Origin of the sequence: Thalassotalea sp. PS06 (assembly GCF_007197775.1) — a bacterium.
Lineage (GTDB): Bacteria > Pseudomonadota > Gammaproteobacteria > Enterobacterales > Alteromonadaceae > Thalassotalea_A.
Genome location: NZ_CP041638.1, coordinates 985,293 through 1,001,791, shown reverse-complemented (window position 1 = coordinate 1,001,791; position 16,499 = coordinate 985,293). Strand labels below are relative to the sequence as shown.

General features: G+C 42.3%; 13 protein-coding genes. All 13 read right to left on the bottom strand.

Going from position 1 to position 16,499, the window contains the following annotated elements:
- Nucleotides 1-228: 228 nt before the first annotated feature.
- Nucleotides 229-786, bottom strand: a complete 558-nt coding sequence (locus FNC98_RS04370; protein WP_143580117.1) for a hypothetical protein — start codon at nt 784-786, stop codon at nt 229-231.
- Between the two features lie 46 nt (nt 787-832).
- Nucleotides 833-3,124: a GumC family protein gene (locus tag FNC98_RS04365; RefSeq protein ID WP_185968055.1), complete on the bottom strand. Its 2,292-nt coding sequence runs from the start codon at nt 3,122-3,124 to the stop codon at nt 833-835.
- A gap of 9 nt (nt 3,125-3,133) precedes the next feature.
- Nucleotides 3,134-3,697 carry a polysaccharide biosynthesis/export family protein gene (locus tag FNC98_RS04360; protein ID WP_143580115.1) on the bottom strand — a complete coding sequence of 188 codons (564 nt, stop codon included), beginning with the start codon at nt 3,695-3,697 and terminating at the stop codon, nt 3,134-3,136.
- 68 nt (nt 3,698-3,765) lie between these two features.
- A complete protein-coding gene (locus tag FNC98_RS04355; RefSeq protein ID WP_185968054.1) occupies nt 3,766-5,022 on the bottom strand; it encodes an outer membrane beta-barrel protein in 1,257 nt (418 codons plus the stop codon).
- 101 nt (nt 5,023-5,123) lie between these two features.
- Nucleotides 5,124-6,599, bottom strand: a complete 1,476-nt coding sequence (locus FNC98_RS04350) for an O-antigen ligase family protein (RefSeq protein ID WP_143580113.1) — start codon at nt 6,597-6,599, stop codon at nt 5,124-5,126.
- 58 nt (nt 6,600-6,657) lie between these two features.
- On the bottom strand, nt 6,658-6,963 hold the full coding sequence (locus FNC98_RS04345) for a hypothetical protein (protein ID WP_143580112.1): 306 nt from the start codon (nt 6,961-6,963) through the stop codon (nt 6,658-6,660).
- Between the two features lie 194 nt (nt 6,964-7,157).
- Nucleotides 7,158-8,321, bottom strand: a complete 1,164-nt coding sequence (locus tag FNC98_RS04340) for a nucleotidyltransferase family protein (RefSeq protein ID WP_143580111.1) — start codon at nt 8,319-8,321, stop codon at nt 7,158-7,160.
- A gap of 146 nt (nt 8,322-8,467) precedes the next feature.
- Nucleotides 8,468-9,799, bottom strand: a complete 1,332-nt coding sequence (locus FNC98_RS04335; protein ID WP_143580110.1) for a hypothetical protein — start codon at nt 9,797-9,799, stop codon at nt 8,468-8,470.
- Between the two features lie 29 nt (nt 9,800-9,828).
- A complete protein-coding gene (locus FNC98_RS04330; RefSeq protein ID WP_143580109.1) occupies nt 9,829-10,044 on the bottom strand; it encodes a hypothetical protein in 216 nt (71 codons plus the stop codon).
- A 197-nt stretch (nt 10,045-10,241) separates the two neighbouring features.
- The gene (locus tag FNC98_RS04325; RefSeq protein ID WP_143580108.1) at nt 10,242-12,317 is read right to left on the bottom strand and encodes a M13 family metallopeptidase; all 2,076 of its coding nucleotides are present in this window, start codon (nt 12,315-12,317) and stop codon (nt 10,242-10,244) included.
- Nucleotides 12,318-12,474: 157 nt separating this feature from the next.
- A complete protein-coding gene (gene cysC / locus FNC98_RS04320; protein WP_143580107.1) occupies nt 12,475-13,074 on the bottom strand; it encodes an adenylyl-sulfate kinase in 600 nt (199 codons plus the stop codon).
- 56 nt (nt 13,075-13,130) lie between these two features.
- On the bottom strand, nt 13,131-14,861 hold the full coding sequence (locus FNC98_RS04315; RefSeq protein ID WP_143580106.1) for an SLC13 family permease: 1,731 nt from the start codon (nt 14,859-14,861) through the stop codon (nt 13,131-13,133).
- Between the two features lie 168 nt (nt 14,862-15,029).
- A complete protein-coding gene (cysN, locus tag FNC98_RS04310) occupies nt 15,030-16,436 on the bottom strand; it encodes a sulfate adenylyltransferase subunit CysN (protein WP_144035452.1) in 1,407 nt (468 codons plus the stop codon).
- Nucleotides 16,437-16,499 lie beyond the last annotated feature (63 nt).

The following is a 16,499-nucleotide window of genomic DNA, read 5'->3' as shown; positions in this document are numbered from 1 at the left end:
TTAACCGTCCATTGACGGATTTACGGATAAAGGCGAGCGATACTGCTACAAGGGAATTGATGCGCGAGCTTAGCGCTACTGCAGAATACTAGACTAATCCCTTTAGCCCGGTTTTTGTTATCAATTTTGAGTATAGAAGACAACGAAGAACGTGCCACTTAAAGCGAAACGAACAGGCAGATAAAACTTAGATATTTGAATAAAAGGAGTTTTTAGGAATGATACCGACTACAACCCAGTCTGATAATAGTTAATATTCGCTTCGATTTGCTTATATAAATCGGGATAGAATTGTTTCAAAACTTCGCCGAGACTCTGATATGCCAGCTTTACTTCTTTAGCGTTTTTTCCGGTATTAAAAGCGTTATTCAAATACATCAACATTTCGCCGTCAAATTCCTGCATTCGCCACTTAAGCATGGCTAGTGCCGCCCAGGTATTCGGCCAGGTAGGACGAGATGCTGTCGATTGCAGATAAAGCGCTTTGGCTTGTTGCAACGCTGTTGATCTGGATGACTCGAAACCTTCATCAGCGCCCCACTCCAGAATCTGCGCTTTAATTTCGAGATATTGGTTGTGGCCAGGGTGAAACAGTAACGCATCATTGACATAGGCCATGGCCTGTCGATAGTCCTCGTTACTGGCTATTTGCCCCATCAGTTGCCAACTTTTCACTCGAACTTCAGCCTGTTTAAAGTAAATGTTGGCAAGCCCGAATGAACCTCCTGCCAATAAAAGAATCAGGAGTATCGCTATCAATAATATTTTCTTTAACTGATTCATCATTTACTTAAGCTCGAACCGCTTTGGCTATTGCCCTTGAATGGCCAATTTAACTGCTATAACCATACTGGTCGTAATAGCCTTCAAAAGCCTGATAAGAAATAGCTTTATCCATATCCACCTGATTTAATACAACGCCAGATATGTCTACACCTGAGGTCTTGAGTCGTTTTAGGCCGGCCTTAATTTGTTGCTCTTTAGTATCTTCAGCCTTAACAACGTAAATCAGCGCATCGCTGACGCCGGCAATAAGAATCGTATCGCTGACCGCCAGTATCGGCGGAGTATCGATAATGATGCGATCATAATGTTGTTTTAAATCAGATATCAGAGCTTTAAATCTCGCTGAAGACAATAATTCCTGAGGGTTAGGAGCCATATCCCCTGCAACAATAATATCCATATTATTGTGAACATCCTTAACAATACAGTCGCTCAGCGAATGCGTATCGGCGATATAATTTGCCAATCCGGGTTGAGATTTATCGATAGAAAAGTTTTTCGCAATACTCGGACGGCGCATATCTGCATCGATAATAATGGTTTTTTGTAGCTGACCAATTGCGTAAAACAGGTTTGCACTTAATTGTGTTTTTCCTTCGCCCGGTAATGTCGACGTTATCGCAATGGTTTTTGCATGTGATTCAATGTTTAACATCTGCAAACTAGTGCGAATCGTTCTTACTGCTTCACTAAATCCATATTCTTTATCCTGTAGGTAATAATTTGCTGGTAAGGCTTCCATATTATTGTTTGCAGACCTTAACCCAAATTTCCAACGAGACGAAGATCCTTGATGTGAACCTTTACCCTTCACCAGAGGAATAATTCCCAGTAATGTTTGACCAAGCTTTTGCTCAATGTCATCAGCGCTGCGGATACTCGAATTCAGAGCCTCAAGTAAAAGTACGCTAGCGACACCAAGCATTGAGGACAACATCAGTGCCAACACAATAACCAATTTTTTTCTTGGTTTTGACGGGGTAAATGGAACGGTAGCTGGATCAATAATCCGGCCAACAGAGGTTTCGAAGCCCTCTAGCTGAGCAGTTTCTTTTAATCTTGAAAAAAATGCTTCGTACAAACTTCTGTTGGTTTCGACATCTTGTAGTAAATCGCGATGCTGATTTTCAATTCGGGTTAGTCTTTGAAATTTTGCTTTCGCCTGTTCAATCGCGTTTGCCAGCTGTTTAACCCGCTCCTTGGCCTGGCGGGTATCTGTGCCAAGATTATTTATCAAGCGATTAATCTGTTGTTCAATATTCGCTTCAGCCTTGTTTAATTCAGCGTTTACAACAATCATCTTCGGATGCTTAGGGCCGTAAACAATGGCAAGCTCCTGCTTTTTGTTTTCTATCAATAATTTTTGCTGGTACAAATTCTGTACCGATGGATGATTGAAGATTTCCGGTACGCTATTTATGTATTCAATAGATAAGGCGCCATTTGCTTTGTTATAAGCAATTAGTGAGCTTATCAATTCACTTTGATCAACTTCCTGCTGAGCCTGGGTTAGTTGCGCGGATAAGTCTTCCAACTCTCTCGCTGCCAAGCTTTTAATGCCTCGCACATCGACCAAAGATTCACGCTCTTCAAATGCCGCCAATCGCTCTTCTGCAGTCTCTAACTTTTGTTTCAACCCTGACATACTGGAATTTAACCAGGTCGCGGATTTTTCTATGCGCTCAAGGTTAACTTCCATATGATTGTCTAAATATGCCTGACCAATCGCATTGCTTATCAGCGCTGCTAATTCTGGGGACTCCGATTCAAATCCAATATTAACGACCTGAGTTTTCGAAATAGGTGAGGCCGACATCCCTCCCCACACATAGCCAATTACCGCTTCACGTTTGAGAATAGCTTTTTCCTGTTCCGATAATACTGGAGCCGGAGGCTGCGGGTTAACGATGTCGCGCAACGTTTGAAGTAGACCTGGAGATTGATGATTAGCACGATTGAAGAAAGGGTGAGCAGCTAAATTCAAGTCGTCGACAACTTTTTCTGCGACTCTTCGAGAGCGGATAATTTCTAACTGCGAATAATAATACTCCTGGACACTCGTCGACTCTCCGTAAACATCGTCCAGCTGTAACACCCGTTTTTGTTCTGCTTCCAGCAGTAAACTAGCCGATGCGCTATAAACAGGAGTCTTTGAGGACATAACCATCGCGGTGATCATAGTAACAATCGCAGAAAAACTTAGGATCACTAATTTGTGGCGCCAGATGATTCGAAATAACTTACTCAAATCAATTTCATCATTTCCAAGATTGTGTGTAAGTTCAGATTCCAATGGCGTTCGCACCGGTTCTGATAGCCCTTTATTATTCGAAACCACGGGCACTCCTTAAAAGAAACTTTGTTTAATGGAAATAATGTCGCCAGGACCAATCAGGGTATGAAGGTCGATCGGTTGCGGCGTTTTATCGCTAAGGCCGCTTTTGACGATGAAAATTTTCTCCAGAGACGCCCGCTCAGTAAAACCTCCGGCAACGGCAGCAGCTTTGGCGACAGTCAATCCAGGTTGATAAGGATACCCTCCAGGCTTTTTGACTTCACCATCAATAAAAAATGGCCGATAGGTGATAATACTCACCGATACATTTGGATTAATTAAATAATCACCTTTTAACCCTTGATGAATCTTTTGCTCTACCTGATAAAGGGTTAACCCCTGAATCGTGATCTCACCAAGAAATGGATAGTTTATTTTACCGCTATCATTGAGCAACATTTCTCTGGAAAGCTCAGGTTCGCCATATACTTCAATTGCAATTTTATCGCCACTATCGATCCGGTATTCTCCGGCTTCTTGAGCAAACAGATTGGAAGAAAACGCCAATAGAACAATAAGAAAAATAGTTGAGTATGCAAAGGATGAAAAAGTGTTGAAAGATTGGTTTGCTCGCATGATATTGGTTTACCCGATTCTAAGTTACTTCTCGAGCAATGCGAAGCATTGCCCATCCGGCAAAAAATTTACAATGATACCAGAACAGACAGATTTACCCGCATTCCTGAATAATCGAAGATTTCTTGATTACTGTCTCGGTCGGTGTAATTAATCGCAGCAACAATATCCAGATTACGGCGCATGTGATAATGGGCTTTCGCCTCATACAATCCATTATCATCCTCTCGGGCGGTACCACTATATTTGTCATTACTCGACGCGACATTTAGCGTTGTTGATAATCGATTTAACCATTTGTGATGCCAACTCAAACCAACATAGGTGTTATCAATGGCATTACCCAATCCTTTTTGCTCCGTCGTTTGCCGCGACGTCGAAAAATCGAAATTGGAGTAAGTAAGAGGTGTCCACAATACGCCAACGAGCCAACGGACTCCTGAAGCATCACCGCGATTTTGAGAATCAAATTCTTTGCGCTCATAACCGAATTTTGCGTAACCAGTGGTCAAGCCGGTGGATTCCCACTCAACACCTAAATAGAAAGCATCCTGCTTACTATCAAGGTTATCGATTTGAAAAGGATCATCGGCATAATTGAAATTGCGAATAGTTAGATCTGCGGTTAGCTGAGTTTTCCCGGTAAGGCGACGGAAAAAAGTAGCTCCGATTTCATTCATTGAGTATTCCCGCCAACGGGTGTAATCAATTTCGTCCGGATTTAAACCATTGCCAACGTCGAGAATATCAACATTGAGGTCACTTTCATAAAGGCTTTCCCAGGAAACGTCTTGAACTTTAGCCTTCAAATCAATGCGCGCGAGGGCTGACAATGCCCCGTAACTATACACGGCTCCCGCCTGAGTCACTGTAAACTGGGTAGGCTGTTTGTAATATTCGCCAAAGCCAATGGAATAACCGTCTCCACGTTGTTCATGGTCGATGGTGTAATCTCCGGAGATGCGTAAACGATTGTAGCGATCCAGCACCCATTGGATATCACCTTTTAGCGCCTGATTGGTATAGTTATCATCGGAACTTGAATAATACAGGGCGCTATCAATCTCATATGAAAATCGGTACAGATCACCACCATAGTCCTTCTCTAACAAAAATTTTGGAGAAAATTCGGTGATCCAGGAGTCGATTTCCTCTTTATTCGAACTGGCATTGAGAATATTAGAATCGAAGCTTTGTTTCACTTGCAAGCTTGGAACAAAATCGAAACCACCAAACTTCATCGTTTGAGGTTCAATTGCGACGGATGAGACCGAATAAAGTGCAAGGGTAGCCAGAAAAATTTTATTCTTTTTCGCAAACATCATTGAGGGTGACATTATTGTTATTAGCGCTTGTGACTATGTTAATTAATTAACTGCGCAATCGCAACGACTAAAAATCGACCAGCAATTATTTCATAGAGCTATTAGCTATAGCCATGTAGAAAAACGTCTTGATTAGGTTGTTTTTCAACCCGGCGCGAGGTTTTCGTATGCAAACCAAATCGGCAAATCCAGGCAATACAGAGTATGATAATAAAATAAACAGAGTTGCTCGGTATCTGCAGGTTAAAGTCAACGCTAATATGCAATAGCATCGCAATTATCGCCATTAGACAACCAATCGCCGCTCCTCGAATAAAACTTCGATTTCGCCACCTCATCGCGTTGTAAGCGTGAATTAATGAGATTAAAACGAGAGCTGCAATAGTAATAGTCGCGAAAACGCCATACTCAGTTAGAAATTGTAAATAGTCATTGTGGGCATGGTCGTAAAACCCATTGATTCCCTGCTGAGTAACACGGACATAAGTTCCGTAAAATCCGCCGCCGCCCACTCCGGTTACAGGAAAATCAGCAATCAGCTCCAGAGTATCAATGGCAACATTGTCACGAGTTTCTGTGACTATATTCGTGCTCTCTATCCGTTGCTTAACTTTGTCAATACCAAACCAGCTGCCAACGATTAAAGCATCAATGACCAGCACACTAACAAAAAGTACCGCAATTTTATTGCGGTGCGCCAATGATTTTTTCCAGTAAACCGCCAAACAAATAGCAACCGTTAATGTTAAGGCGATAAAAAATGCTGTATTCCCCATTCTGGAATGAGACAGCACTAAAGCGATCACAAAACACGCTAAAGTCAGGCGTAACGTAAATTTACCTGAAATAAAACCGGTTAAAAAATTTCTCAATGCTTGAGAACGGTTGTCACTGGAACGCTTTAACAACAACCCAATTATCCACCCTGTAGCGAGGCTCGCACAAAGTAAAATAAAGTTTGCGAAGTGATTCCTGTAAACAAATGATCCCGTAGCATTCGATGTGACATCCAGAGCTAAAAAGGCGCTTTTGGCATTTAATTCAAACAGGGATAAGCTGCCATAAACAGCTTGAAATACTCCGGCACAAAGCATTACCAGAATTAACTGTTTCAGTCTTTTCAAACAATTGATGTGCCAGAAAACTAGGCATGTGAACGCTAAATATGAGCAGGATTTAATAAACATGATTAAACCTTGCGTAGGATCCAGTGAAATAGGCAACCAATGATATATCGAATCATCTGCTAAAGGTGCAGACACACTTTCATGCAACTCTAAGACTTTGGGAGAGACGATTGACAGGACAGTTTCCGGCAGAGGAATGATTTGTATTAATTGCCACAATACAAAAGATGTTAATAAATACAGAAATAATCGGTATGGTTTCAACCGTGCGGTAAATTGATGCCAGTTACATGAAGTTAAGCACCAAAACATCAAGGTGAAGCTGACTATCTCCATGATAGCCCACGCCCAGGGCCGGTTAGAACCGAGTGGAATCGGTATCCAGAACAGCAAAGCTAGGAACAGGTAAAACTGCACAGGATGAGACGAATTACTCGCACCTCTCATCATTACAACTCCAGCGGAATAAACCGTTAGATCAACAAACTAAACAGAAACAAAGCAATTCTTAGTTGGAAGAAACGCTAATCTGCCCAGAGCCTAAGCCACCATTGCCGTTACCACCACCCAGAGATTTAGGTGCTTTAGGAGGAGCCAAGTTTAATACTCGACGATTTTCAGCAATTTTTTCCTGAGCGGTGCGTTCATCGTCCTTCTTTTCCTTCGCATCAACCGCTTCGGAATCTACCGTATCCGCAGCCACAGCCTCGGAGTTGGCAGGGGCAGTATTTGCTGGCAAAGACGTTGTTTGTTCAGCTTCACTATTGTTAACTTGCTCTTCGCTCGCCTCGGCGGATAGAGGGGCTAATGCCAAACATGCAGCTGTATACAGGAACGCTAATTTTTTATTTTTAATAACTGACATAATTTGCGGGGGCTTTGTTGTTATTGATTATTTTTCAGTCTAACAAGAAAATGGCTAAATGAAAACTCAGGTTAACTGACGTCTATTCGAATAGTTCATTAGGTGTAACTTCAACGTAAAGGTTGATTGCTACCAACTCAGGCTCAACTGCCCGCCCAAAAATCCTGACGACTATCTTTATTGAAAAGCATTTTCAGGTGTCGGGAAAAGTGCTTTAGCCTTCCTTGAAGAACACCAGTAAAACCGCTGACATCGTAGGTAAAGGCAATTTGACCTGCGCTATAACCGGATAACAAGCGACGTAGCTTATACCAAAAACTGCGTAACCAGGATTGATTACAAAACAATTGCATACGTCGCTCGATATGCTGGTTACTTTTGCTGTAGTTACGAGTTATCGCCGTTTCACTATTAAACAATAACAGGACTCCCTGCAGAGCCGCGTGTAATACTTTTTCTTGATCAGCCAATTGAAAATGTTTTTCGACTAATCGCCAATCAATATCTTCGTCGAAATGAGCTATCAAGCAGTGCAAATGGTAAAACTGACGCAGATCTAATTGTTTTTCCGAATAGCCTGAATGAGATATTTCACTGTGAGCGATGCACATGATAATTTGCTGGGTAGGATTCAACTGAGCAACATTAAGTTGCTTATCTAACGTCAGTGGTTGTAAAGATTTAAATATCTGCTCATCAGTCAATACGTTGCTAGCCGGGTATTTCAAGGCATTTTTATGGATTTCTATGCGGCACAAACTGTTCGGCAAACACAGTGAGGGCGCATGGTGATGATTTACGGAATGGATTGCGAATGGGTTTTCATCCGTTTGATATCCGTTACCTAACAGCAACTCGAATGCTTGCTGTTGCTGCTCTTCCGATACCAGAATATCTATATCGCACATATACCTCATCCCCGGAGAAGGATAAGTAGAATTGAACAAGCTGGCAGCGCCCTTAAGTAAAACTTGCTTGATACCGTGGTCATTTAATAGCTGACAAACAGATTTGGCTTCGTTTTTAATATCGACATTACGCTGGCGGTATAGACTGCTTACCTCATTTAGGTATTGTTGAAGAATATGAGGTAACTGAGCAAAGACCTTAAGTTTTTTTAATCGATAACATAAGGAGCTGGTCAGCCAATACTGATTAGATAATTCGATGATGGGAAGATACAGTTCTTCGGTTTGAAGTTTAATAATCAAATCATGATCAATATCGGTAGGCTTGGTATTAGATGACAGCAGTAAACCGAGTTCGAGAAATGTCTGTCGAGTAATTTTTGCCTGTTTGGTGCCCATAAGTTGTTGCCTGTATTATAAAATTTTAATTTTGATGGTTTAGGGGCTAATAAATGGGGGGCATGCTTGCATTATTCTTACTAACGCCAACGCTTATAACATACCTCGCCATGCACTATTTTTAAAGGCTTATCAGGATTTTTTCGTTATTTGTTGAATAGATTTTCAATCCATGAGTAGGCTTGTTCAGAACTCGAGTAAGTCAAAATTTCCCGGCTTGCATTTTGTATATACGAAGATAACTCCGCGACATCCTTAAATAACAGTTCCTTTCCAACCTGGTAACCACCTTTTGTCACCGTTTCAATGGTATCTATTACCGTCAGTGGCTGTGAATTCACATCGCTTTGGTTTACAGCGTCTGCAGAAACCCCAAGACGATAATTGGGAGCAATGAAATGTACGTGTTGATGTTGTGAAAAAACACTTTCAACAGATAGGTCAGCCTGCAGTTGAGAATCCGTCCAAATGTACTTTACTTCCCTGCCATCTAATAATTGCCACACTGGAGCATCCAACAATTGTGGGTATTGTTTGGTAACGGTTTCCCACGCCCCTGATTTAATCGCCACGGGCATGCGAATAGACAGCACTCTAAAATCCTCATCTAAGGTAATCATTTCATCGGAATGAACTGTGAACCCTCGGTTAGCCAGATATGCCGTTAACGTTGACTTACCCACTCCAGACTTGCCGGGTAATAGAAATAAATGCTTGTCTTTAGACAATGCAGCGCCATGAAAACAAAATCGAAACCCGGATATCTGAAAGGTGATTATCTGCATTCGCTCTATCAAAACCGCAGCGATATGTTCGAATAGTAAATCAGTTAAAACCAAGTGTCCGTTTGAATAAAAATCAAATGTGGTATCACCCGGTTGGCTCTCAAAGCGGTTGGTTTCTGTGTGAGTTCTTTTTTTAATCTCAAATGAAAACCGAGGCAAGTTGCTATTGTTGGCTGTGGTATTTATCAATGGCTTGAATAAAGATCTAAGATCCGCCGCCAATTTTGGCTGTTGGCAGTCAATCTGAAATATGCATTGTCCGGTGTCAATATTGAGTAGATTTCTCTTCAAATCAGGCCGCAAATCACCCTGATGAAAATTTTCTGAGTGAAGATTTTTAGTTTCAATAGATTGTAATTGCTGAACCTCTAAATAAATACCATCTCCATAGCGAGTATGGGTATTTACGCTGGTACTCATTGAATCGGTTGATTCGGATAAATCCGAAGTGGAGTGGTAGATATCAAAAAGCGTTCGATAGAGTTTCTGGATGTCGTCTTTGCGGGTTTGGTTCAACGCGATAATATCTTCACAGCATTGATGCTCGTCTAATCCGAGATCGATTGCCAGTAATAAAGAAACGCCTATGGGTTCAAGTTTTCGCAATGAATGGGTAGTTGCGCAATATAACAGGCCGTACTCTGCTTCCAGCAATAAACGAAGCTTAGAGTTATTAAGGCTAACCTGTTGCACTTAAATAGGAATGCTCGCGGCGTTAGTGATTAAAAGCCGCCACCTGGCGGACAATGTTTGTTATCCTGATTTGGCTTGCACGATTTAGGAGCGGCCGATGTTTTTGGTGTCATCAACGCCGTTACCGCTAAAGGAGTTACCGCCGCTAACTTACCGTATTTTTTCATGAACTGACGACGCGCCTGCTCTGGCGTTAACTCATCAATATTGTTCTGATTATTGGTTTTATCTTTATTATCCATCACTGCACACTCGTTATAAGCTTAACTCGTTGAAACTTATGGGGGTTAACCTCATGCCCCACCATAGTAAAAAGGATCCTCACTAAAAGCAAGCAGATTGAGGCTAGAGCCCAAAATCAAAAGATCCGCGAAGCATAAACGAACCGAGCAAGCTGTATTGAACATCGCACAAAAAAGGGAGCTGAAGCTCCCTTTCTCAGTTACCAGATTTTCACCCGTTTGTCCGGAGCGATATACATGTTATCGCCCTCTTTCACACCATAAGTTTCAATAAACTCAGGCATATTGGCAAGCGAACCAATCGCCCTGAAGTGTCCGGGAGAGTGTGGATCGGTTGCTACACGCTCACGCAACGCTTTTTCGGTACGTTTTCCGCGCCAAATCTGGGCATAGCCCATAAAGAACCTTTGATCACCGGTTAAGCCATCAATAACCGGTGCTTCTTCGCCATTTAATGAATTGCGATATGCTCGATATGCGATCGTTAAACCCGAAAGGTCACCAATGTTTTCACCCAGGGTTAACTCGCCGTTCACGTGTAGGTCATCGAATACCTGATAACCATTGTATTGTTCAACAAGCTTGCTAGCGCGCTTTTTAAATTCTGCCAGATCTTCTTCGGTCCACCAGTTGCGAAGATTACCTTCGGCATCATAGCGGCTACCCTGGTCATCAAATCCATGTCCCATTTCATGACCAATAACCGCGCCAATACCGCCATAGTTTACCGCATCATCTGCTTCCATATTAAAAAATGGTGGTTGTAATATCGCCGCTGGAAATACAATTTCATTCACCGTTGGGTTGTAGTAAGCGTTCACCGTTTGTGGAGTCATATGCCATTCCCACTTGCGAATCGGGCCATCAAGCTTTTCCAACTGCTTGCTATAGCTCACCTTATCTGCACTCTGCAAGTTGGCAATTAAGGTGTCTGCATTAATTTCAATGGCAGAATAGTCTTCCCACTTGTCCGGATAACCAATTTTTGGCGTAAAGGCCGCCAGCTTTACCCGGGCAGCTTTTTTGGTTTCATCAGACATCCACTCTAAAGAGTCGATGCTCTCACCGTAAGCATCACGAAGGTTTTCAACAAGTTCATTCATCCGCGCTTTCGCTTCAGGCTTAAAATGACGTTTTACATAAACCTGAGAAATGATCTCTCCCAGATTGCCATTTACCAGACTTACACCACGCTTCCATCGTGGTTTTTGTTGCTGCTGGCCATTAATGTTTTTGCCGTAAAAAGCAAAATTCTGTTGGTCTAACTCTGCAGTCAGGTAAGATGCATAACCATTGATCACTTGCCAGTTAAGGTAGGTCTTCCAGTCTTCTAACGAGACTTTCGCCACCAGTTCACCGAAGCCTTTCACAAAATCAGGCTGGTTAATGATAATATCCTGCTGTTGTTCTGCACCAAGAGTGGTTAGCCAGACATTCCAGTTAAAATTATCCGAAACTGTATTCAAATCAGCAACGGCAAACTTATTGTATCTTGCTTCACTATTTCGGGTTTGAACACGTGTCCAGTGTAACTTAGCCAACTTAGTTTCTAGTGCCATAATACGTTCGGCGGCTTGTTTGCCGTTACTCTGGCCTGCCAGTGTAAACATCTTTTCAATGTGTGCTACGTAGTCATTGCGCATATTCTCAAAGCGTTGTTCTTCTTTGAAGTAGTAGTCTCTATCCGGGAGACCCAGGCCGGAATGCCATACATGACCCGCATATCGTGATGACTGTTTCGCATCAATGCTGACATAGAAATATAACGGCGAATCCAATCCTGTAATCTGTGCTTTCGCGAAGAATGCGGCTAAATCATCAGTACTCTTAATTGCGGAGATCTCGGCAAACAGCGGCTGAACTGGCGTCATACCTAACTCATTAAGCTTGGCCTCATCCATGTAGGAATTAAAAAGGTCGGCAACTTTTTGCTCATCACTGCCTTTTTGCAGGTTCTCAGTAGCCGCAAGCTCCTCAATAATCGCCTTAACATCTTCATCTGCTTTATCACGCAAGTCATAGAAAGAACCGATCGCAGTTTTATCTGCAGGCATCGGATGAGAATCTAACCAACCGCCATTAACATAAAGGTAAAAATCATCTTGTGGTCGAATTGATTGGTCCATATTGGCTTTTTCGATACCCGAAGCCAATGTTGTTTTTTGCGAGGTAATTTCAGCTTTAGCTGGCGCTTCGTTAGTGCTCGCGGGTTCACTATTACATGCACTAAGAAGTAGCAAGGACGAGCAGACCGCGCCCGTTACAATTGTTTTCATTTTGTTTTCCAGTCTTTTGCGTGGATATATTCGCCATTGATACTACGTTGAACGAAATGTCAGATCTAGCAGTACACATGATTTGTTACAAAAGAAAGGCCGGCACCTCAATGAAACGCCGGCCTTGACCTGAAATGAGTTAATCCGTAAATAAAATTTAGTTGATATAACCTTGCGTTTTGAGGTGATCGACAATTTGTTGTGCACAGGCCAGAATATCCTTTTCCGCGGTTTGCACATGAATTTCCGGTTTTACCGGAATATCGTATCCCGAGTCGATACCGGTAAAATCTTTGATCTCACCTGCCCTGGCCTTTTTGTATAGACCTTTTGGATCACGTTGCTCACAGATTTCAATCGGGGTATCGATAAATACTTCGATAAACTCGCCCTGCTCCAGTAGCTCTCTGGCCATATCGCGATCGGACTGAAATGGAGAAATAAACGCGGTAGAAACAATCAGGCCAGAATCAACGAATAACTTGCCAACCTGACTGATGCGGCGGATATTTTCAACTCGGTCTTCGTCTGAAAATCCAAGGTCTCCATTCAGGCCATGGCGAACATTATCGCCATCAAGCAGATAAGTGTGACATTGACGCTCAAATAACAGGTCATCGACAGCATTAGCGATGGTCGACTTACCAGAGCCACTTAACCCTGTATACCAAAGTAAACAAGGACGTTGTTTTTTTAGTCTGGCTCGGTCTGATTTGCTAATTTGTGTTGGGTGCCAAACCGTATTTTCAGTTTTCATTGTTGTTCCTTTCAGTAAGGTTTGCCTCTGTAATATCTTCTGTTTAGATCATTTATTTAAAACGGAAATACTTGCGGAATCATAAACAGAACCACAGCGATATATGTGAGTGATACTGGGATCCCGGCTTTGACGAAATCTTTCAAATGGTAATTTCCAGCATTAAATACCATAACATTGGTCTGATAACCATAAGGGCTGATAAAGCTGCCACTAGCACCAAAGGCGACAGCCATGATAAATGGCACAGGGTTTACGCCGAGACCTATCGCGATGTTATATGCTATCGGGAAAATAAGTGCAGCAGCTGCATTGTTGGTTATCAACTCGGTCATCAACAAGGTAATAATAAATACCGCAGCAAATGCAAATATAGCGCTTTGTCCTGATAGAAAGTTATGAACGTGTAAAGCGATAACTTGCGACAGTCCAGTAGACTCCAGTGCCGTAGCCAGAGTTAATGCACTCACTACGATAACCCAGATTTCTAACGGGAAACGGCGTTTGATCTCATTGATACTCAAACATTTGGTCGCAAATAATGCCGCCGAATAGAAAATAAGACATTTTAGTAACGGCACTTCGAAAATAACCGACGTAGAAATCGAGCCGATAAAACCAAATAAGGTAAGTTTGTCGCGCCAACCCGTCAACATATTGTCTGGCTTAACACCGGTAATGATATAAAAATTCTTACTCAGGTTGGTGCGGGTTATGAAATCTTTACCCACTGCTAGTACCAGGAAATCTCCCGATTGAATCACCAACTCTCCAAGTTTTCCCGATAACGTTGCCCCTTCTCGGCGAATGGCTACAACTGCGGCGTCAAATCTTGCCCTAAAGCCGGCCTGCTTTAAAGTCATTCCAATTATCGCGCTACCGGGTTTAATCAATACTTGGGTCAGGTTATCTCGTAATAAACCATCTTGCTCTGCAAATAGCTTCAGGCCATCGAATTGCTGGAGTACAAAAACCTTGGAAATATCACCGGTAAATATCAGCTTGTCACCGGGACGCAAAAACTCCTCAGGGGTAACCGGTGAGATTAAGTGACCGTGACGAATGATCTCGACAAGAAACAGAGAATCGATATTCCTTAAGCCATTTTCTTCAATCGATTTGCCAATTAAACGGGAATCCTCAGTAACTTCCGCTTCAACGAAATAGTGCTTTTCACTCTTTGTTGTTGCTTCAGTAAAAGGCAGGGTTTTTAATCGAATAAATAGCACGCACAAGCACGCGATTAAGGCAGAAAAACCAATAAGGGTAAAGTCAAAAAACTTCAGGCCGGGGAGTCCTTGGTCAATTAACATCGAATTGACAATCAAGTTAGTCGACGTACCCACTAAGGTTAATGTTCCACCTAATATCGCCGCATAAGAAACCGGTAGCAGCAATTTACCCGGGTTAATAAACTTATTATTCTTAATAGGTGAAATCAGGGTAGCAACAACCGCGGTGTTGTTTAATATTGCAGAGGCAAATGCTGTACCCAGCAAGGTTCTGACGTAAGACTTAAATCGGTGTTTCGAGATCATCCGATTGGCAAGAATACGAAGAAAGCTGGTTCGCTCCAGAGCAAAAGAGCAGGTAATAAGCAGGATTAGGGTGATTAAGCCGGGGTTAACCGCATTAGTAAAGATCTGCTTGGTGCTTACAAAAGAAAAACTCAGACACACCAATGTTGAGACGGCAAAAACGCGCTCAGGAACATTTTGGAATTTAATCAATCCTGCAAAGGTAGCAATAAATACACCTACCATGAACCATTGATCAATGTTTAGCATGAATCGCCTATGACTCTTTGTCAGACCTGCATCCAGAGACGATAGTGGTTTCTATCCGCAGTTCTAACTTATTGTAATAATTCGTTAAAGATAACGTATGAGTTTACGACTAGCAAGTAGATAAAAGCCGGTAATTCAACCGGCTTTTTAACAAGAGCTGTAGCTAAATTAGATAGCCTTACAGTCCCATTCAGGGAAGGTATTACGAATAAAGGCATTGAGATCTTTCTCAGCCTGAGTATATTCGCGCTCAACTATCTGGCCATCGTCAGCAACAACGGTGTCGGTAATCATGCCCGCACCAACGGTGATGTTGGTTAAGCGATCGATAATAACAAAAGAGCCAGTACCTTGAATCTTGCTATATTCATCGATAACCACAGGGCTATTGGTTTGTACCACGCAAGAGGCAATTTCATTGAGTTGCATTTCGCTTTCTTCGGTGTGCTCCATGGTATTCACATCGATTCGATAATCAATGGAATTTACCCGGCCGTACGTGTTCTTGGCACCTACCTTAAACTCATATTCTTTACCAGGTTGCATTGCCGCATCACTCATCCACACAATGGTTGCGCGGAATTTTTCAGAAGCCGTAGAAAGCTTATTTGACTTCACCAAAACATCACCGCGAGAAATGTCAATCTCATCGTTCAAGGTAATGGTTACAGCCTGGCCAACGGATGCAGATTCTAAATCACCATCTGCGGTAACGATACTTTTTACCGTAGAAGTTTTGCCAGAAGGCATCGCGGTGATTACATCACCAATGTGAATAATACCACCGGCAATAGTTCCACAAAAACCGCGGAAATCCAGATTCGGACGAGTTACATACTGAACTGGAAAACGAAAATCATCGGTATTCTTGTCAGTATCAACTTTGACGGTGTCCAGAAGAGCCATTAGTGTGGCACCAGGATACCAATCCATTGCTTCAGATTTATTAACGACATTATCGCCTTTCAACGCCGAAATTGGCACAAAGCGAACGTCAGGTATATTTAACTGCTCTGCGAATGTTTTGTAATCTTCTTTGATTTTACGATATGCATCTTGCGAATAATCCACTAAATCCATCTTGTTTACAGCAACAATCACGTGCTTAATACCAAGGAGTGAGCAGATATAGCTGTGACGTTTGGTTTGAGTCTGGACGCCGTAACGCGCATCGATCATCACGATGGCTAGGTCACAGTTTGATGCACCTGTTGCCATGTTACGGGTGTACTGTTCATGGCCCGGGCAGTCAGCGATGATAAATTTGCGCTTGTCTGTGGCAAAGTAACGATATGCCACATCAATCGTAATCCCCTGCTCACGTTCCGATTGCAAGCCATCAACGAGTAGGGCTAAATCAAATTCCTGGTCGGTAGTGTTGAATTTTTTTGAATCCGACTTAATTGCCGCCATATGATCTTCAAAAATTAATTTTGAGTCATGTAGCAAACGGCCAATCAAAGTAGATTTACCATCATCAACATTACCGCAGGTTAAAAATCGAAGCATGTCTTTGTTCTCATGCACTTTAAGGTACGCTTCGATATCAGTTTCTAATAAAGTTTGTTCGTTCATTGCGTTCATTGTGTTATCCGTGAAATCTTGGGCTTTTCTCTTTAGCCCCATACTCGGGGCATT

Coding starts and splice junctions, on each gene's coding strand:
- FNC98_RS04325 (WP_143580108.1), bottom strand. CDS start 12,317: ATGAAAACAATTGTAACGGGCGCGGTCTGCTCGTCCTTGCTACTTCTT.
- FNC98_RS04370 (WP_143580117.1), bottom strand. CDS start 786: ATGATGAATCAGTTAAAGAAAATATTATTGATAGCGATACTCCTGATT.
- cysC (WP_143580107.1), bottom strand. CDS start 13,074: ATGAAAACTGAAAATACGGTTTGGCACCCAACACAAATTAGCAAATCA.
- FNC98_RS04340 (WP_143580111.1), bottom strand. CDS start 8,321: ATGGGCACCAAACAGGCAAAAATTACTCGACAGACATTTCTCGAACTC.
- FNC98_RS04350 (WP_143580113.1), bottom strand. CDS start 6,599: ATGATGAGAGGTGCGAGTAATTCGTCTCATCCTGTGCAGTTTTACCTG.
- FNC98_RS04315 (WP_143580106.1), bottom strand. CDS start 14,861: ATGCTAAACATTGATCAATGGTTCATGGTAGGTGTATTTATTGCTACC.
- FNC98_RS04355 (WP_185968054.1), bottom strand. CDS start 5,022: ATGATGTTTGCGAAAAAGAATAAAATTTTTCTGGCTACCCTTGCACTT.
- cysN (WP_144035452.1), bottom strand. CDS start 16,436: ATGAACGAACAAACTTTATTAGAAACTGATATCGAAGCGTACCTTAAA.
- FNC98_RS04360 (WP_143580115.1), bottom strand. CDS start 3,697: ATGCGAGCAAACCAATCTTTCAACACTTTTTCATCCTTTGCATACTCA.